This window comes from Agrobacterium sp. RC10-4-1 (genome assembly GCF_014138475.1).
GTDB lineage: Bacteria > Pseudomonadota > Alphaproteobacteria > Rhizobiales > Rhizobiaceae > Agrobacterium > Agrobacterium pusense.
In genome coordinates this window covers 406096-424162 of the sequence record NZ_JACJIT010000002.1, presented here as the reverse complement: position 1 = coordinate 424162, position 18067 = coordinate 406096, and the positions used below count along the sequence as shown (strand labels likewise).

At 59.9% G+C, this 18067-nt stretch carries 16 protein-coding genes; 5 read left to right on the top strand and 11 right to left on the bottom strand.

Features of this window, described 5'->3' with window-relative positions; all coding sequences use genetic code 11:
• The first annotated feature begins 77 nt into the window (after positions 1–77).
• From caiB to FHW77_RS06350, 3 genes are all read left to right on the top strand, one after another.
• Positions 78–1280, top strand: a complete 1203-nt coding sequence (gene caiB, locus FHW77_RS06360; RefSeq protein ID WP_004442833.1) for a succinate--glutarate CoA-transferase — start codon at positions 78–80, stop codon at positions 1278–1280.
• The gene (locus tag FHW77_RS06355) at positions 1277–2944 is read left to right on the top strand and encodes a thiamine pyrophosphate-binding protein (protein WP_004442835.1); all 1668 of its coding nucleotides are present in this window, start codon (positions 1277–1279) and stop codon (positions 2942–2944) included. Before caiB ends, FHW77_RS06355 begins: the two co-directional genes overlap by 4 nt.
• 67 nt (positions 2945–3011) lie before the next feature.
• Positions 3012–3776: a HugZ family pyridoxamine 5'-phosphate oxidase gene (locus FHW77_RS06350; protein ID WP_004442836.1), complete on the top strand. Its 765-nt coding sequence runs from the start codon at positions 3012–3014 to the stop codon at positions 3774–3776.
• A 270-nt stretch (positions 3777–4046) separates the two neighbouring features.
• On the opposite strand, the gene FHW77_RS06345 is transcribed toward FHW77_RS06350, so the two are convergent.
• The 3 genes from FHW77_RS06345 to FHW77_RS06335 all read right to left on the bottom strand — a co-directional run bounded on the left by FHW77_RS06345 (position 4047) and on the right by FHW77_RS06335 (position 5726).
• Entirely contained in the window at positions 4047–4388 is a 342-nt protein-coding gene (locus FHW77_RS06345) for a RidA family protein (protein WP_004442838.1), read from the bottom strand.
• A gap of 50 nt (positions 4389–4438) precedes the next feature.
• On the bottom strand, positions 4439–4777 hold the full coding sequence (locus FHW77_RS06340) for a protein tyrosine phosphatase family protein (RefSeq protein WP_003522797.1): 339 nt from the start codon (positions 4775–4777) through the stop codon (positions 4439–4441).
• Between the two features lie 115 nt (positions 4778–4892).
• Positions 4893–5726, bottom strand: coding sequence for an aldose 1-epimerase family protein (locus FHW77_RS06335; RefSeq protein WP_182590361.1), 834 nt, complete (start codon positions 5724–5726; stop codon positions 4893–4895).
• Positions 5727–5881: 155 nt separating this feature from the next.
• On the opposite strand from FHW77_RS06335, the gene FHW77_RS06330 reads away from it, so the two are divergent.
• The gene (locus tag FHW77_RS06330; protein ID WP_004442842.1) at positions 5882–7267 is read left to right on the top strand and encodes a L,D-transpeptidase family protein; all 1386 of its coding nucleotides are present in this window, start codon (positions 5882–5884) and stop codon (positions 7265–7267) included.
• A 57-nt stretch (positions 7268–7324) separates the two neighbouring features.
• Here the strand turns inward: FHW77_RS06330 and FHW77_RS06325 are convergent, their stop codons facing one another.
• The 8 genes from FHW77_RS06325 to FHW77_RS06290 form a co-directional block, all read right to left on the bottom strand.
• A complete protein-coding gene (locus tag FHW77_RS06325) occupies positions 7325–8530 on the bottom strand; it encodes an MFS transporter (protein ID WP_004442844.1) in 1206 nt (401 codons plus the stop codon).
• A 46-nt stretch (positions 8531–8576) separates the two neighbouring features.
• A complete protein-coding gene (locus FHW77_RS06320; protein WP_004442845.1) occupies positions 8577–9224 on the bottom strand; it encodes a TetR/AcrR family transcriptional regulator in 648 nt (215 codons plus the stop codon).
• Positions 9225–9369: 145 nt separating this feature from the next.
• Positions 9370–10086: a ParA family protein gene (locus tag FHW77_RS06315; RefSeq protein ID WP_004442847.1), complete on the bottom strand. Its 717-nt coding sequence runs from the start codon at positions 10084–10086 to the stop codon at positions 9370–9372.
• Between the two features lie 285 nt (positions 10087–10371).
• Positions 10372–11517 carry an iron-containing alcohol dehydrogenase gene (locus FHW77_RS06310; protein ID WP_034498788.1) on the bottom strand — a complete coding sequence of 382 codons (1146 nt, stop codon included), beginning with the start codon at positions 11515–11517 and terminating at the stop codon, positions 10372–10374.
• The gene (locus FHW77_RS06305) at positions 11514–12902 is read right to left on the bottom strand and encodes an aldehyde dehydrogenase family protein (RefSeq protein ID WP_004442851.1); all 1389 of its coding nucleotides are present in this window, start codon (positions 12900–12902) and stop codon (positions 11514–11516) included. The genes FHW77_RS06310 and FHW77_RS06305 overlap by 4 nt, the downstream gene beginning before the upstream one ends.
• Before the next feature lie 18 nt (positions 12903–12920).
• Positions 12921–14288 carry a glutamine synthetase family protein gene (locus tag FHW77_RS06300; protein ID WP_004442854.1) on the bottom strand — a complete coding sequence of 456 codons (1368 nt, stop codon included), beginning with the start codon at positions 14286–14288 and terminating at the stop codon, positions 12921–12923.
• Positions 14289–14351: 63 nt separating this feature from the next.
• Positions 14352–15866: an amino acid permease gene (locus FHW77_RS06295; RefSeq protein ID WP_004442855.1), complete on the bottom strand. Its 1515-nt coding sequence runs from the start codon at positions 15864–15866 to the stop codon at positions 14352–14354.
• A gap of 213 nt (positions 15867–16079) precedes the next feature.
• Positions 16080–16853 carry an N-formylglutamate amidohydrolase gene (locus FHW77_RS06290; RefSeq protein WP_004442857.1) on the bottom strand — a complete coding sequence of 258 codons (774 nt, stop codon included), beginning with the start codon at positions 16851–16853 and terminating at the stop codon, positions 16080–16082.
• A gap of 174 nt (positions 16854–17027) precedes the next feature.
• Here FHW77_RS06290 and FHW77_RS06285 point away from each other — a divergent pair, with 174 nt between their 5' ends.
• Positions 17028–17906, top strand: coding sequence for a MurR/RpiR family transcriptional regulator (locus FHW77_RS06285; RefSeq protein ID WP_004442858.1), 879 nt, complete (start codon positions 17028–17030; stop codon positions 17904–17906).
• Positions 17907–18067 lie beyond the last annotated feature (161 nt).

Genomic DNA, 18067 nt, shown 5'->3' with positions numbered 1-18067 from the left:
AGTCCATGAGATAAAATCACATGCGACGCGGCAAGCAGCGGTCTATAAACCGGCAGACACCAAGTACCGGGGGATAGATGACCGACAAGCCGAACAGGAAACCGCCGCTATCGGGCATCCGCGTCATCGAATTGGCGCGTGTTCTCGCCGGTCCCTGGGCGGGGCAGATGCTGGCCGATATGGGCGCAGACGTTATCAAGGTCGAAAACCCCGAAGGCGGCGATGATACACGCGCATGGGGACCGCCCTTCGTTGAGAGCAATGACGGAGAAAACCTCTCCGCCGCCTATTACCACGCCACCAATCGCGGCAAACGCTCCATCGTCGCCGATCTCAAAACACCCGAGGGCTGCGAACTGGTGCGCCGGCTGGTGCGCACCGCCGATGTCGTCATCGAGAATTTCAAGCGCGGCGGGCTTGCAAAATATGGCCTCGATTACGAAAGCCTGAGGGCGCTCAATCCAAAGCTGATCTATTGCTCCATCACCGGCTTCGGCCAGACCGGGCCCTATGCCGATCTCGCCGGATACGATTATATCGTGCAGGGCATGTCCGGCTTCATGTCGATTACGGGCGAAGCCGATGGACAGCCGATGAAGGCAGGCGTGGCGGTTGCCGATATCTTCACCGGCATCTATTCCGTATCGGCCATTCAGGCGGCCCTGATCCACGCCATTCGATCTGGCGAAGGCCAGCATATCGACATGGCGCTTCTCGATGTGCAATCGGCCGTTCTCGCCAACCAGAACATGAATTACCTGATCTCCGGCAGGCCTCCCGTCCGGCTCGGCAACGCCCACCCAAATATCTCCCCCTATGAGGTGGTGCCAACGGCCGACGGCTTCCTGATCCTCGCGGTCGGCAATGACGGTCAGTTCCGCCGCCTCTGCAATATCCTCGGCATCGGCGCGATCGCCGATGACGAGCGATACGCGACAAACAAGGCCCGCGTGGCGCATAAGGTCGAGGTGCGGCAGATCGTTTCCACGGAGACGCTGAAATGGCAGAAGCGCGATCTTCTGACCGCCTGCGAGAAGAACGCCGTCCCCGCCGGACCGATCAATTCCATCGAGGAAATGTTCGCGGATCCGCAGGTGAAGGCACGCGGCCTCCGTATCGATCTGGAGGCGGAAGACGGCACTGTCATCCCCGGTGTCCGCACACCCATTATCATGTCTCAGACGCCGCTGCGTTATGAACGCCCGAGCCCTAAGCTCGGCGAACATCAGGCGCAGGTGCTGGCCGAACTGGAAAACATCGAAAGGACCACGACGCCATGACTGCAGCCGGAATGAAAAGAACAGGCGGGCAATTGATCGTCGAAGCGCTGAAGGCCAATGGTGTCTCCCGCGTTTCCTGCGTTCCGGGCGAAAGCTATCTGGCCGTTCTGGATGCGCTTTATGAAAGCGGCATCGAAACCGTGGTCTGCCGTCAGGAAGGCGGCGCCGCCATGATGGCCGATACCTGGGGCCGGCTGACGGGCGAGCCTGGCATCTGCATGGTGACCCGTGGCCCCGGTGCCACAAATGCCTCGGCCGGCCTGCACATTGCAAGGCAGGATTCCATTCCGATGATCCTGTTCATCGGTCAGGTGCAGCGGGATGCCCGCGAGCGCGAGGCCTTTCAGGAAGTGGAATATCGCCGCGCCTTTACCGAATTCGCAAAATGGGTGGGCGAGATCGATGATGCCCGCCGCATTCCCGAATTCGTTACCCGCGCTTTTGCCGTCGCCACTTCCGGCCGCCCCGGCCCCGTGGTGCTGACGCTGCCCGAAGACATGCTGGTGGAAGAGGTCGAAGCTCCCGAGGCAAAGCCCTATACGCCCGTCGAGGCACATCCAGGCCTGTCGCAAATGGCCGCCTTCGCCAAAATGCTGGGCGAGGCAAAACGCCCGGTCTTCATCGCCGGCGGCACCCGCTGGTCCGAGGAAAGCGTCACGGGCTTCAAGGCTTTTGCAGAAAAGCACAAACTTCCCGTGGGCTGTTCATTCCGCCGCCAGATGCTGTTTGATCATATGAGCGCCTCCTACGCAGGCGATGTCGGCATCGGCATCAACCCGGCACTGGCCAGGGAAATCAAGGAAGCCGACCTCGTGGTGCTACTCGGTGGCCGCCTCTCCGAAATGCCCTCCTCCGGTTATACGCTGCTCGATATTCCCTACCCGTCACAGAAGCTCATCCATATCTATCCGGAGGCGGAAGAGCTCGGCCGCGTCTATCGGCCGGACCTCGCTATCTGCGCCTCCCCGAACGATTTCGTTGCCGCGCTTGCCTCCATCGATCTTGCCGGCAATGCCGCCTGGGCCGATCGCACGGCCTCAATGCATGAGGCCTATCTCAAATGGTCAACGCCGCCGCAGACAGGCCCCGGCGCCGTGCAGATGGGTCCGATCATGGACTGGATCGAGGCGAACGTTGCTGAAGACGCCATCTTCACCAATGGCGCCGGCAATTACGCCACCTGGCTGCACCGCTTCCACCGCTTCCGCCGTTTCAACACGCAATCGGCCCCGACATCAGGCTCCATGGGTTACGGCCTGCCGGCGGCGGTGGCCGCCAAGCACCTGTTCCCGGAGCGCGAGGTGATCTGCTTTGCCGGTGACGGCTGCTTCATGATGCACGGGCAGGAATTCATCACCGCCGTGCGTTACGGGCTGCCAATCATCACCGTGCTGGTCAATAACGGCACCTATGGCACGATCCGCATGCATCAGGAGCGGGAATATCCCGGTCGTGTCAGCGGCACCGATCTCGTCAATCCGGATTTCAACGCCTTTGCCAAAGCCTATGGCGGACACGGCGAAACGGTGGAAAGAACGCAAGACTTCGCCGCCGCCTTCGAACGGGCACGGGCAAGCGGCAAACCGGCGATCATCGAGGTGAAGCTGGATGCGGAAGCGATCACGCCGACGCGTACCCTGACGCAGATCAGAACCCGAAGCTGATAACGCGCATGGACATGGCTTCGGCATGGTGTAAATCCTGACTGTGACTCACAGCTTAGGAAACGCCATGCCGGATACAGCCCCTCCCGTCATCACCCCACGCGGCGCGAAGATCGAGCCCTCGGCCGGCGCGCCTTTCGAGGCAGTGCGCGTGGCCCGCGATGTGCTGCACACGTCCCGCACGGCAGCAATCGCCACGCTCGATCCCGTCAGCGGTTATCCCTATACAACCGCGACCAATATCGGCATCGAGCCGGATGGCACGCCGTTCTTCTTCGCGGCCGGGCTGACGCTGCACGCCCGCAATATGGAAAGCGATTCTCGTGTCTCGCTGACACTCGCCCCTTTCGGCAAGGGTGACGCGCTGACGCTGCCGCGCCTGACACTGGTGGGCAGGGCGGAACAAATCAGCCCGGATGAAGTGCCGATCGCCATCGCGCGCTACATTGCCCGCTACCCCAAAGCGAAACTTTATCTCTCCCTTCCCGACACAAGGCTTTACCGGCTGCGGACGGAAGGCGTGCAGATTAATGGCGGCCCGGCCCGCAACGCCAGCAATATCATCCCCGCCGATCTGCGGACCGATCTGTCAGGCGCAGAAGAACTGATGGCGGCGGCGGAAAGCGAAGCGACCCGCCTTAACGCCATCAAGGGCGAAGCAGCTCGGCTCGCCGTTCTAGCTGGCGCAAAGGCTGGCCGATGGACGATCACCTCCATCGATCCGGATGGTATCGATTTCGCCTCGGCCAGCGATCTGGCCCGGCTTTGGTTTACGGAGCGGGTGACGACGCTGAAGCAGTTTGAGAAGGCGCTTGCTTCGCCGGTGAGGTGACGGACGCAAGCGATTCAAAAAACATGAAAATTGCTTCTACTTGGCATTTTGTGGCCATGTCGCCGCGCCGCGCCGTCGCTCCGGACTAGATCCGGGGTCCAGCGCGATCAAGTCCCTTGATCGCGAAAGATTCTTTTCACGGCGCAGACGCGCCGTGGCTGGATGCCGGGTCAAGCCCGGCATGATGGGGCGAGTTTTTGACCCCATCCTATCAAAAAAGGCCGGGCCGCATTCCGCGACCCGGCCTTTTCTTAAAGATCAGACTGATGCTCAGAGAGCAGCGGTGACGATGAATTCAACCTTGTAATCCGGCGTTGCCAGCGCGGCTTCGCTGGTGGCGCGGGCCGGCGGGTTTGCCGGGTCGATCCAGCCTTCCCAGACAGCATTCATTTCGCCGAAGGTGGACATGTCGGAGAGGTAGATGATGGTCTGCAGGATCTTCGACTTGTCGGAACCGGCAGCAGCCAGCAGGCGGTCGACTTCAGCGAGAGCCGACTTGCTCTGTTCCGTCACGCTCGTACCTTCACCAACCTGGCCGGCCAGATAAACGGTGTTGCCGTGAACGACGGCGCCGCTCATGCGCTTGCCCGGCTCGATACGCTTGATGGTCATGGAAAACTCCTGTTGATTGGCACTTGAAAAATAGAATGATGCGCGAAAAATCAGCCGCGCAGGTGATGGGTCTTTTCGTAGATCGCCGTGGAGCGCGCGCCGGAACGGCAATAGCCGAGCATCGGGCGCTGCAATTCATCGAGCGCATCCACCATGCCGGCAACGGCATCGGCATCGACGCCGTAGCGGCCGACCGGCACATGCATGATCGTCAGGCCAAGCTGCTCTGCACGCTCGGCAATATCGGCAAAAAGCGGCTGACCGTCTTCTTCGCCGTCCGGGCGGTGGCAGACGATCGACTTGAAGCCGAGTGCCTTGATCTCATCCAGATCGGCGACGCTGATCTGTCCAGTTACCGAATATTCGTCGTCTATGCGCCTGATATCCATGTCATGCCTCCTGAAACCGGCGTCCGCGCCGCTGGCCGTCATCCTTGAAATCCGCATCCGATGTAAGCGGTCAAATCCCATGCGTCAATGATGCGCGGTCTTCATTCGGTACGGCTCAGAGGATGAAAAAGCGCAGACCGAAGGAACGGCTTTCCCCCGGCTGAAGAATATTGAACTCACCGGCGGCCTCAAGCTCGCTACGCCCCACCCAGCGATGCGAAACCGGCTCGATGCCGAGCACGTTCGCCGGTGCCTGCTGGTTGCGCCACATCTGCAGATGGGGCAGCGTCTCCGTGCGAAAACGCACGGTGAGCGTCTTCCCGCCAATGGCCGCAATCGGGCCGAGTTTCAATTCCGCCCATTCAGTCTTGCCGGCCGACACGCAGAAAACAGTGCCCGGCTCCTCGCCAAAACGCAAGCCATGGCCGCCGCCATCCAGCATTGCGCCTTCAAGCCGCACCGCATCGTCAAACAGGCGAGCGCCGACATTCATATGGTACATCAGGAATACTGGGATCGGCCGCCCGGACGTATTGACGATCCTGTCATCGAGGCTGACCTCGCCGCTTTCGCCATCGATCTTCCATGTCCGTTCCAGCAGCGCCGTGCCGCCATCGGCAAGCTTCACGGGAACCTCGACGCGCGCCAGCGCATTGGACTCGAGAACATCGAACGCGGTGATCGTTGCGGGATGCGAGGAGAAGGAGCCATGCAAGGGATATCGACGCCCCTCGCGGTCACCATCAATCGGTTCGGGATGACGGATATGATCGGGACCACAGGTAAAAAGAAAGCCTTCAAGCGAGTGGTCGATACGCGCATCGCCATCATCGGGAATAGCGCGGCCGGGCGCGATGTCTATGCCATCGACGACGCAGGCGCCGATATCGAAAACGGAGGTCTCATCGAGGAAAATGCGTGGCGATCTGCCAGCCTGAAACGAACGCAAGACAACCTCCCTGTGGCAGTAAAAACGCATGGTTCACGGAAACGCTACTAACCGTGACGGAAATTAAGATTGCATTAACCGCGAATTCACCTTTTTCACAATAGGGTCAAGATTACGGTGTGTTTATCGGTGACGAAGCAAGGGATAGCAGAATCGTGAAACAGTTTCTTAACGCAGCTCTGGGCCTGACGATCGCCGTGGCGTCGATTTTCGCTCCGCTACAGGCTGGCGCGCAGCAGCGTTATGGCGAACAGACCATGCTGGTTACGCCGGATGGCCGCGTTCTCGATTTCATGCCGGAACGTGGCGACATCGTCATCAGCCGTGACGCAATGGGTCGTACCGTGTTCTACGACCAGTACGGCAACCTGCTGGCCACCGAAATGCCCTCCGGCTACCAGCAGCGGCAGCAGGTACGCCAGCGCGACACCACCTATTATCCACCCGCCCCCGGTGGCCAGTATCGTGAGCCGCCGCGCGACTACGGTTATCAGGACAACGGCAACGTGCGCGATTATCGCGAATATCGCGGCGACGGCTCCGATGAGAATCTCTACACCGGTTCCGTGCCAGCCCCCGGCGCGGTGGAAAGCGGCCCGCTCGGCCAGCCGATGCCGGGAGAAAGCACCACGGCCGCCGTTCCGCAACCGGACCACCTGATCGAGCGGCATACGCCGGTAACGACGCCGGTCAACCGTTCCCGCCAGGAAATCGTCGCGCTCCAGACCTTCCTCGACCGCGAGGGCATCTCCCCCGGCGTGATCGACGGGAAGATGGGCGACAATGTCAACAAGGCCATAGCCGCCTGGCAGGACATGACGGGCGAAAAGCTCGACCCGAACAATTCAGAAGACATTCTGGAACGCCTGCGCGCCTCGGGCGGCATGCCGATTGTGGATTACACGATCACCGCCGCCGATGCCGCCGGCCCCTACGTGGCCTCCATCCCGGACGACTATGCCGAGAAATCGCAGCTTCCTGCCCTTTCCTTCACGTCGACCTCGGAAGCGCTGGCCGAACGCTTCCATATGGATGAGAACTATCTGAAAGAGCTGAACCCCGGCGTCGATTTCTCCGTGCCCGGCACTATCATCAAGGTCGTCAATCCCGGCGAGGCGAAGAAGGGGCAGGTCGCCCGCATCGTTGCGCACAAGGGTATCAAGCAGGTCTTCGCCTATGGCCAGGACGGCAATCTGATTGCCGCCTATCCAGCCACGATCGGCTCCACGGACACGCCCTCGCCAAGCGGCACCCATACGGTAGAGCGTATCGCGCTCAATCCGGGCTACACCTATAATCCCAAGATCAACTTCAAGCAGGGTCAGAACGACAAGATCCTGCAGATCCCGCCGGGCCCGAACGGTCCTGTCGGCACGGTCTGGATCGCCCTGTCGAAGCCGACCTACGGCATTCACGGCACGCCGGAACCCTCGAAGATCGGCAAGACGAACAGCCATGGCTGTATTCGCCTGACCAACTGGGATGCCACCGAACTGGCGAAAATGGTCCGTCCCGGTGTGGTGGTCGAATTCGCGGAATAAATCGACTGGAAGAAAAGGAAAAAGCCCGGCGGTCCGGGCTTTTTTAGTTATGACGTTTCAGTCGCGCTTTTCCGTCAGGAAATATAGCAGCGCGGTTACCGGAAGAGCAAAGCCGATCCAGGAGGCGGCTTGCCATTCGCCAACCGCATAGGCCCAGCCGCCAACGGCGGAACCAATTGCACCGCCCATGAAGAATGTCGCCATATAGATGCCGTTCAGGCGGCTGCGGAATTCCGCCCCCAGCGTGAAGATCGCCCGCTGCCCGAGCACCAGATTGGTGGTGACACCGAAATCCAGAACGATTGCGGCAATGACAAGAATGGCGAGCGCCAGATGCGATCCCTCAGGCGCAAGATGCGTGACGGCGAAAGAGAGTGCTACCGCCAGCAGTGCAAAGAATGTCGCCGCCCGCGTCCAGCCGCGATCGGCCATCCGCCCGGCAATCGGGGCGGCGACGGTGCCGGCCGCACCAGCCAGTGCGAAGAGTGCGATCTCACCCTGGCTGAGATTGAAATGCGGCCCACTCAGATAAAGAGGCGTCGTGGTCCAGAACAGGCTGAAGGCCGCGAAGAGAAAGGCATGATAGATCGCCCGCCGCCGCAGGACGGGCGTGTGGAGCGCCAGCCGGCCCATCGAAGCCATCAAGGCGCCATAGCTCAGCCGCGCTTCAGGCATACGGGTCGGCAGGAGCCGGAAAAGCACCACGGCAAGAAGCGCCATGACGGCCGCAGACGTCAGAAACACACCGCGCCAGGAGACAACTTCCGACAGAAGGCTGGAAACCGGCCGCGCCAGCATGATGCCGGCCATCAACCCGCTCATGACATTGCCGACCACCCGCCCGCGAATGGCGTGCGGCGCCATATGGGCCGCATAGGGAACGATGACCTGCACCGCCACCGAACTGACCCCTACTAGGAAGGCTGCGATCAGAAACGGCGTCGCATGTGGCGCGAATGCTGCGGCCGCAAGGGAAAGCACCGCCATGGAGACGGAGCCGACGACCAGCTTGCGGTTTTCCACGAGATCGCCGAGCGGCACGACAAACAGCAGACCGATACCGTAACCAATCTGTGTCAGGGTCACGATCAGCCCCGTCGCGCCAGCGGAAAGACCAAGCTCCGCACCGATGATGCCGGCAAGCGGCTGACCATAATAAAGATTGGCCGCGATCAATCCGCAGGCTGTCGCCAGCAGGAAAGTCAAAGCCGGGGAAATGGATGGTGCCTGAATATCATCCCCATCAATCACACGCGTCGTCATCATTTTCTCCAATATGGAAACAATCGTTTCCTAAATATTCACAAAATTACTCGGCAAGCCTCATGGCAATATCCACCACGGCCACCATGTCTTTAAGGCTCCGCCCTGTCTTTCCCACCACGCGCATACCGTACATCATGCACAGCATCGCCCGCGCAAGATCATCGGGATCGGCCTTGGACCGCACGGAACCATCCTTCTGCCCTTCGGCAACAAGGCGGGCGACGATCCGCTCCCTCGCCTTCACGGCCCTCTCGACTACAACGGCGATGTCGTCGTCCAGTGCCGCCAGATCAGCAGCGGCACCAACCACCAGACATCCGTCGGAGCCAACACCGCCGTAGGATCGTTCGGCGTAAAACATCAGCCCCGCTCTCAGCCGCTCATAACCGGTGTCGAAACCGGCCACAGCTGCCTCGAAACGCTCGGTCTGTATGATCCTGTAGCGCTCCATCGTCGCGATGAAGACGGCTTTCTTATCCTTGAAGGCCTTGTAGAGGCTACCCTGGGCCAGCTCCATCGCATCGGTAAGATCGCCTACCGAGGTGGCGTGATAACCGCGCCGCGAGAATACCTTGATCGCGCCATCGAGCGCGCGTTCAAGATCGAACTCGCGCGGGCGGCCGCGATGGCGCTGTTCCGGGGAATGGGGCTGGCTGAAATTGCTCATGAGCGGAATATAGGAAACGATCATTTCCAAATCAAGCAAAAATTTCGCGCCATGAAGAGGACGTGGGAGCGCCTCGTAAAGGCCGCCTCTTCTCCGCATTTTGGTGGGGAACCCATTTCACCAAACCGTCGCACCGTCGCCGCAACCGGGCGGGATTCGCAACGCGAGGTCAGGCAGCCCTGCGTGTCACGAGACGTGCCAGGTGCGCAACGCGCCTCGGAAGTCTTTTCGGCAGGAGGTTGATGACTTCCTCGGCAAAGGCCGCCGCATTTTCTACCGCCTTGTCGATATTGCTGACCTTCTTGCCATCCAGACAGAGAAGCGTGCCGCCATAGTCGAAAATATCGCGATAGGCCGCCCGCTCGACAATCGCCGTGTTGAGCACGGAGACGTTCTTTTCCGCCAGCAGCATCTTGACGAGCAACAGCGAACGCGTTGCCACCATGGCGTTGACCCGTGTCAGCACGATGGAATGGGCGATCGCCTTGCCCATCTTGCGGTTCAGGAATTCTATGTGATCGAGAACTTCGGCAGCGCCACGCGCATCCATGGCCGATCCCTGTACCGGGATCAGAACATGATCGGAAATACCCAGAGCCATGGTCAAAAGCGGCGTTTTTGCGCCGGGCAGGTCAATGATGAAACAGTCTGTATTGGCCCGGTTTTCGCGAATGTGGCCTTCAAGCGAAGCCATCGTCACATGCGAAATCACTGACAGGTTTTCTACCATGCCCGAGAGTTCGTACCAGCGGGAAATCCACAATTGCGGATCGGCATCCAGAACCGTCACCCGATGGCCGCTACGGGCGAGTTCGGTCGCCAGAAGCAGCACGGCCGTGGTTTTTCCCGCGCCGCCCTTGGTATTGGCGAAAGTGATGACTGACATGATACCCCCTGTTTGTCAGAGCCGTTTCATGCTCATTCACGCACCGACGCACTTCATGGTGCTTTCCATAATCTTAACGAACAGGGTTAATAAAACACTAATAACGATTACGCCGCGTAACAAAAAGCCCGCGATGGCGTCGCGGGCTTCATGGATTAGAGGTCGTATGGTCGCCGGCACCGATGCGGGGTACAGCGTCGCCGCAGGTTTCTTCTCCCCGCCGGGGAGAAGAAACAAGCGGCACCCTCTCAACCTCTCACAAACCCGGCGATCAAAGGTAACTCCTTAAAAGCAAGCCTCAAAAAGCGCCTTGGTATTCTCAAGCGTCATCGGCACCGGATTGCCACCGCAGCTCGGGTCCTTGATCGCTTCCGCCGCCAGTTCGTCGATACGATCCGGCTTGATGCCCATGGCGGTGAGGTTCTCAGGCACGCCGAGTTCCTTGCGAAGCTCCAGCACATAGTCATAAAAGCCGTCGAAACCGCCGGAAATGCCAAGATAGGCAGCGGCGCGGGCAATCTTGTCCTCGATGGCAGGACGGTTGAAGCGCAGCACCGCCGGCATGACGACGGCATTGGTCATGCCGTGATGGGTGTTGTAGACAGCGCCGATCGGATGCGAGAGCGAGTGAATGGCCCCCAGCCCCTTCTGAAAGGCAACCGCCCCCATGGCCGCCGCCGCCATCATGTTGGTGCGGGCTTCAATATCCGTACCGTCCTTATAGGCGCGCGGCAGGAATTCCTTGACGAGACGCAGACCCTCCAGCGCCACACCGGCGCTCATCGGATGATAGAAGGGCGAGGAATAGGCCTCCAGGCAATGGGCGAAAGCATCCATGCCCGTGCCGGCCGTGATGACTTTCGGCATACCAACCGTCAGCTCCGGATCGCAAATGACGACGCCGGGCAAGAGCTTCGGATGGAAGATGATCTTCTTCACATGCGTCTGCGAATTGGTGATGACGCTGGCGCGACCGACTTCCGAACCGGTGCCGGCCGTCGTCGGAACGGCAACGATAGGCGCGATCTTGGAAGCGTCCGCCCGTGTCCACCAGTCGCCAATATCCTCGAAATCCCAGACCGGGCGGGTCTGCCCAGCCATGAAGGCGATGGTCTTGCCAAGATCGAGGCCCGAGCCGCCGCCGAAAGCGACGACGCCGTCATGGCCGCCATCGCGATAGGCCTTCACACCCGCTTCCATGTTGATTTCATTCGGGTTCGGATCGACCTCGGCGAAGATCGCCCGGCCGAGACCCGCCTCTTCCAGCACATCCAGCGCATGCGCGGTGATCGCCATATTGGCAAGGCCGCGATCCGTAACGAGAAGCGGCTTCTTGATACCAAGCGTCTTGCAGGCTTCCGCCAGTTCCTTGATCCGGCCACGGCCAAGCTTGACGGCGGTGGGATAGCTCCAGTTGGCGACGATATTCATTTCGTGACTTTCTTCAGATGGTAGGATTTCGGACGGGTCAGGTTCTGGAAACCGAGGACGGAGAGCGAACCGCCACGGCCCGTTTCCTTCACACCGGTCCAGCAAAGCGCCGGGTCGAGATAATCAGCGCGGTTCATGAACACGGTTCCGGTTTCGATCTCGCGGCCGATGCGCCCGGCACGGGCGGCATCCTGCGTCCACAGCGAAGCAGTCAGCCCGTATTTGCTGTCATTCATCAGCGCGATGGCTTCGTCATCGTTCTTCACCTTCATTATACCGACCGCCGGGCCGAAGGTTTCTTCGGTCATGAACTCCATGGAGTGATCGACATTGACGAGGATTTGCGGCGCGACATAGGCGCTTTCGCCATCATCGGCAGGGAATAGCTTCGGATCTACCAGCGCTTTCGCGCCCTTGGCAACTGCATCCGCGATCTGCGCACGCACCACCTTGGCGAAACGTTTGTTGGCCATCGGCCCGAGCGTCGTTTCCTGCTCCAGCGGATTGCCGAGCTTGTAATTGGAAACCCACGCGACCGACTTCTCGACAAAGGCGTCATAGAGGTTTTCGTTGACATAGATGCGCTCGATGCCGCAGCAGCATTGCCCGGAATTATAGGTGGCGCCATCCATCAGCGTATCGACGGCGGCATCCAGATCGGCATCCTCCATCACATAACCGGGGTCCTTGCCGCCAAGTTCAAGACCTAGACCGGTGAAGGTGCCGGCAGCGGCGCGCTCGATGGCGCGGCCACCTTCCACCGAACCGGTGAAGTTGACGAAGTTGAAAAGGCCTTCGGAAATGAGCGCCGAGGTCGTACCGTGGTCGAGGAAGACATTGATGAAGACATCGTCAGGCACACCGGCCTCGACAAAAGCCCGCACCATGCGCTCGCCCACCAGCAGCGTCTGCGCCGCATGTTTGATGACGACCGTATTGCCGGCCATCAAAGCCGGCGCGACGGTGTTGATCGCCGTCATGTAAGGATAGTTCCAGGGCGCTATGACGAAGACCACGCCATGCGCCTCACGCTCGATGCGGCGTTCGAAATTGCCGCTTTCCTCGATGACGAGCGGCGCCAACGCATCGGCTGCAATGGAGGCGACATAGTTGGAGCGTTCGTTAAACCCCTTGAACTCGCCGCCATAGCGCACCGGACGGCCCATCATATGGGCAAGTTCCGGCACGACCTCATCCACCATCTCGTTGAGGCGTGCGACACCTTTCAGAACCAACTGAACGCGGTCCTCAAGCGGGCGTCGAGCCCAGTCCTTCTGCGCCTTGCGCGCCTTTGAAACGGCGGCCCGTGCCGCCTCCAGCGACATCGCCTCCCGCTCGGCATAAACCGAGCCGTCGATGGGCGAGATATTCTGGATCATGGTCATGATGTTTTCCCGTAATGATTAGGCCCGTTCGAAACCGCGCGCCACTTCCCAGTCGGTCACGCGGCGGTCGTATTCTTCCTGTTCCCACGCCCCGGCGCGGACGTAATGATCGATCACATCGTCGCCAAAGGCGCTGCGCAGCATTTTCGATCCGTCCAGAAACGCAGTGGCGTCACGCAGCGTCTTGGGTATCTCGCGCACATCCTTGCCGCCATAGGCATCGCCGACAAATTCGGGCTCAAGTTCAAGTTTATTTTCGATGCCGTCAATGCCTGCTGCAAGCAGGGCAGCCATGGCGAGATAGGGGTTGAGATCGGAGCCGCCCACGCGGCATTCGATGCGGATGCCCTTGGTATCGGCGCCACAGAGGCGATATCCCGCCGTGCGGTTGTCGAGGCTCCAGATCGCCTTCGTGGGCGCAAAGGTTCCGGCCATGAACCGCTTGTAGGAATTGATGTAGGGCGCCAGAAAATAGGTGATCTCGCTGGCATGGGCCAGAAGGCCGGCAACATAATGCCGCATCAGTTCGGACATGCCATGCTCGGCGTCCTTGTCCAGAAAAGCCGGGGTCTTGCCGTCGAGGCTCCACAGCGACTGGTGAATATGCGAAGAACTGCCGGCGGCATTGTAGTTCCACTTAGCGAGGAACGTCACGGCCTTGCCCTTGGACCAGGCGATCTCCTTGGTGGCGTTCTTGATAATGGCGTGCCGGTCGGCCATGGTCAGCGCCTCGGCATAACGAACGTTGATTTCCGCCTGACCGGGAGACGCCTCGCCCTTGGAATTTTCAACCGGAATGCCGGCACCCTGCAGACCCTTGCGCAGCGCCCGCATAACATCCTCTTCCTTGGTTGTCTGGAAGATATGGTAATCTTCATTATAGCCGCTGGCGAGGTTCAGCCCCTTATAGCCGCCGGCGCGCGCCGCGTCGAAGGTCTGGTCGAACAGGAAGAATTCCAGCTCGGTCGCCATATAGGCCTTCAGCCCCATGGCCTCCAGCCGCGCCACCTGCTTTTTCAACAGTGCGCGCGGTGAATGGGGCACCTCTTCGTGTGTGTGATGATCGAGAACGTCGCACAGCACCAGCGCCGTGCCTTCCAGCCACGGCACACGCCGCAGCGTCGAAAGATCGGGCTTCAGCACATAATCGCCGTAACCCTTTTCCCAGCTGGACGATTTGTAACCGGGAACGGTTTCCATTTCCATGTCGGTAGCGAGTACGTAATTGCAGCTATGGGTTTCCTCATAGGCGCTTTCAACAAAAAACTCGGCCTGAAACCGCTTGCCCATCAGACGCCCCTGCATGTCCACAAGGCAGGCCAGAACCGTGTCGATGCGGCCCTCAGCGACATCCATTTTAAGCGCGTCGAATGTGTAGCTCGTCATTTTATCCGTCCCCTTTAGTGTCGTGACCGGGCGGCCGTATCCGGCCGCCCGTTTGTTTGAGCATCAGGCCTTTGCAGCCGCCGCTGCCATGGCAGCCTGCTTGTGCTCCAGCGCGAATTCCTCTTCCGGCGAGAGGATGAGGCGATGACGGCCGATGAAAGCGAAATAGGCGATGGCGACCGCAAACCAGACGGCGACCCAGAGCACGCCCTTTGTGAAGTTCGGATCCTGGATCTGGTAGAGCAGCGTGACGATGGCGATGATGATTGTCAGCACCGCACCGGGAATGCCGAAGGGCGAGCGGAACGGCCGCTCGATATGCGGCAGGTTCTTGCGGAGCAGGATGAACGAAATCGCCTGCATGATGTAGGAGAACATCGCGCCGAACACGGCCATGTTCAAAAGCACGCTGCCGATGATGCTGCCGCCCTGTTCCGCACCCAGCGCGAACCAGATGACCAGCATGACCGCGAGCCCGACTATGGCGCCGGTGATGTTGGCCACGTATGGCGTGCGGTATTTCGAATGCGTGATCGACAGCACGGTCGGAAAGTAACCCGCACGCGACAGCGAATAGATCTGGCGGCCCTGCGCATAGAGGATCGTATGAAAACTTGCGATCAGGCCCGTGAGAGCCACGAGACCAAGCAGCACCACGCCGCCATCGCCATAGATCGCCTTGAAACCGTCCAAAAGCGGCTCAAGCGACGAGCTGAGATGGAAGGCGCCGACGCCCGGCAGCGACGGGTTGAGCAGCACGATCATGAAGGCCGAAACCATCAGCGTGACCATGCCAAGGATGATTCCCTTCGGCATGTCGCGTTTCGGATCGACGGATTCCTCAGCCGCGAGCGGCAGCTGCTCGATGGCGAGGAACAGCCAGACCGCGAAAGGCAGCGTGGCGAGAACGCCCGAAAAACCGAACGGGAAGAACGAGCCACCGCCCTCCGGCAGTTCCACCGCCTTGCCATCAGGTCCGACGCCGATGTTGAGCGCAAAACGCGAAAAATCGATATTGGGAATGGCACTGATCCAGAAGAACACCAGAACGGCGAGCGAAATCAGCGTGATGACGAGCGTCACCTTGAAGGAAAGCTCGAGCCCGAAGACGTTGAGAGCAAGGAATATAGCGTAAAACGCTATCCACACGAAGGGTGAATAGGCCGGATCGAGGCCGAGAATCGAGTTCACATAGGCTGTGATGAAGGTGACGACGACCGCCGGCGTCAGCACATATTCAACATTCTCGCAAAGGCCGGTGATGAAGCCGCCCCATGGGCCCATGGCCGTGCGGGCGAAGGAATAGGCCGCACCCGTGTGTGGCAGCGCCGGGCTCATTTCGGCGATCGAGAATGTCAGCCCAAGATACATGATGGCGATGATGATGCCCGCCACCAGCATGCCGCCCCAGCCGCCGGTGGAGAAACCGAAATTCCATCCGGAAAAATGCCCTGATATGACCGCGCCGACGCCAAGCGACCAGAGCGACCACACGCCCGCATAACGGGATAGTCCGCGTTTTTCGAAATAGGATGCATCAGCTTTCTTGTAGCTGACGCCTGACGATGAACTGTCCATGCCCTTCTCTCCTGATAAGAAAAAAACAAGCCAGTCAGCCGTTATTGGCCGATTGTGCCCCAGTCTTCGGCGCCATCAGGAAACTCCCGGATCGCGCCGCACGCATCTGCTGTTCCCGTACCGCTTCGTTTTCCGGCTTCTTTGACCGGATGGCGGCAGTCTCCCTTCGACGCCTGACCCCGGTGTGTTCACCATCGGCCGGCCCCTGCTCCCTCACTCGTCGATCGATGCGAGTGCCTTCCCCATAAGCTCGTGTAGAAATGCGGCGATGTTCGCCTGCTCTCCTTCATCGGCGATCAGATCGTTGCGGATCTCGATCATGACGTTCAAAAGCCCGTCCGGCAGCGCATGCAGTCGCAACGTATGCGTCACGCCATCTTCCGGGCCATAAGGATCGTTGCGATTGACCGTGAGCGAGGCCCCTTCGGCGCCTGTCAGCATGGCGTCAGCGAGACGGCTGTCGGTATCATGCAGGATGCCGATCTCAACCTCGCGGAACCGGCCATGATAAACCGGCGTGAAACTGTGGATGGTCACCACCACCACCTTGCGGCGCTTCGCCTGCCGCTCGGCGATGATCTCGCTCACCCGGTCGTGAAACGGCACATACAGCGCTGACGTTCGGGCAAACCGCTCCGCTTCGGTGAGGTCGAAATTGCCGGGAATATCATACACTTCGCTTCTCACCGGCATGGCGGACGGCGATTCGGGGGGCCTGTTGCAATCATAGACCAGGCGGGAAAACCTCTGATAAATGAGCGTCGCGTCGAGCTTCTCCGAAAGCAGACGGGCAACGGCCAGAGCGCCGGGGTCCCATGCCACATGACTTGAAAGAACCTCGGGCGACAGGCCGAGCGTGCCTAATCTTTGCGGGACGGTGGCCGAAGCATGTTCGCAGACGAGCAGGACATCGCCCGCCGCACCGGCATTCTCGATGCCAACGGCCTGCCCTTCCGCTTCTGTGAAAAACCGCGAACGCACCGTCATGCACGTACCCCACCCGGAAAACCGTCTTCCCTAACGGCGAAAAGAATTCTTCACATTATGGCGGGAGTCAAATGGAATTTTGAAATTTTCTCTTCATTTTTCCATTGACTCAATCACGGGCAGAGATGTTTATTTTAGCCCACACACCGGCAGAAAGACCGGAAGGGGAAAGATTTGCGCAACACCGCGGCCACCGTGTCGGACGTCATCCATGCCCATTACGACGCGCTGACACGTTCCGAAAAACGGCTGGCAGAAAGCCTGCTCGGCAATTATCCGGTGTCCGGCCTCGGCAGCATCACCACGATTGCCGAAAATGCCGGTGTTTCCACCCCGACAGTGGCGCGGATGGTGCAGAAGCTCGGCTATAAGGGCTACCCCGAATTTCAGGCGCATCTGCACCAGGAGCTGGAAGCGACGATCTCCGGTCCGGTGGCCAAACATGACCGCTGGGCAACCAACGCGCCGGGCCTGCACATTCTCAACCGTTTCGCCGACGCCATTACCGGCAATCTGCGCGATACGCTTGGGGATCTCGATACCGCCGTCTTCGACAATGCCGCCGCGCTGCTTTCCGACCGCAAGCGCAGCATCTACTTCGTCGGCGGGCGCATCACCGGTGCGATTGCCGAATATTTCTTCACCCACATGCAGGTGATCCGGCCGAAGACAACGCTGATGTCGTCCAACTCCAGCGCCTGGCCGCAATATATGCTGAATATGAGCGCCGGCGATGTGCTCGTCATTTTCGACATCCGCCGTTACGAGCACGATATGACGACGCTGGCAGAGGTGGCCAAGGCAAATGGGGTGCAGATCATCCTCTTTACCGACCAGTGGACATCGCCGGTGGCGCGTCATGCGCTGCATATTTTCCGGGTCAAAATAGAGGCCCCGTCCGCGTGGGATTCGTCTGTCGTTACGCTTTTTGTCGTCGAGGCGCTGATCGAAGCGGTGCAGAGCGGCACGTGGGACGAGACCAAGGAACGCATGAACGCACTGGAGGGCCTGTTTGAACAGACACGCCTGTTCCGACGCCCTGACAGAACGTGAATATGCGTAGCCGGCATACGACTTGACGCCGATGCCGCACGCTGATTGGATACCTGCGATCGCTACCAGCACGATAAAGCAGGGGAAAAACCAAGCTGGGGAACGCATCTGGTCTAACGGACAAAAACGGTCAACTCCCGCAATTGCTGGCAAAAAGCCCG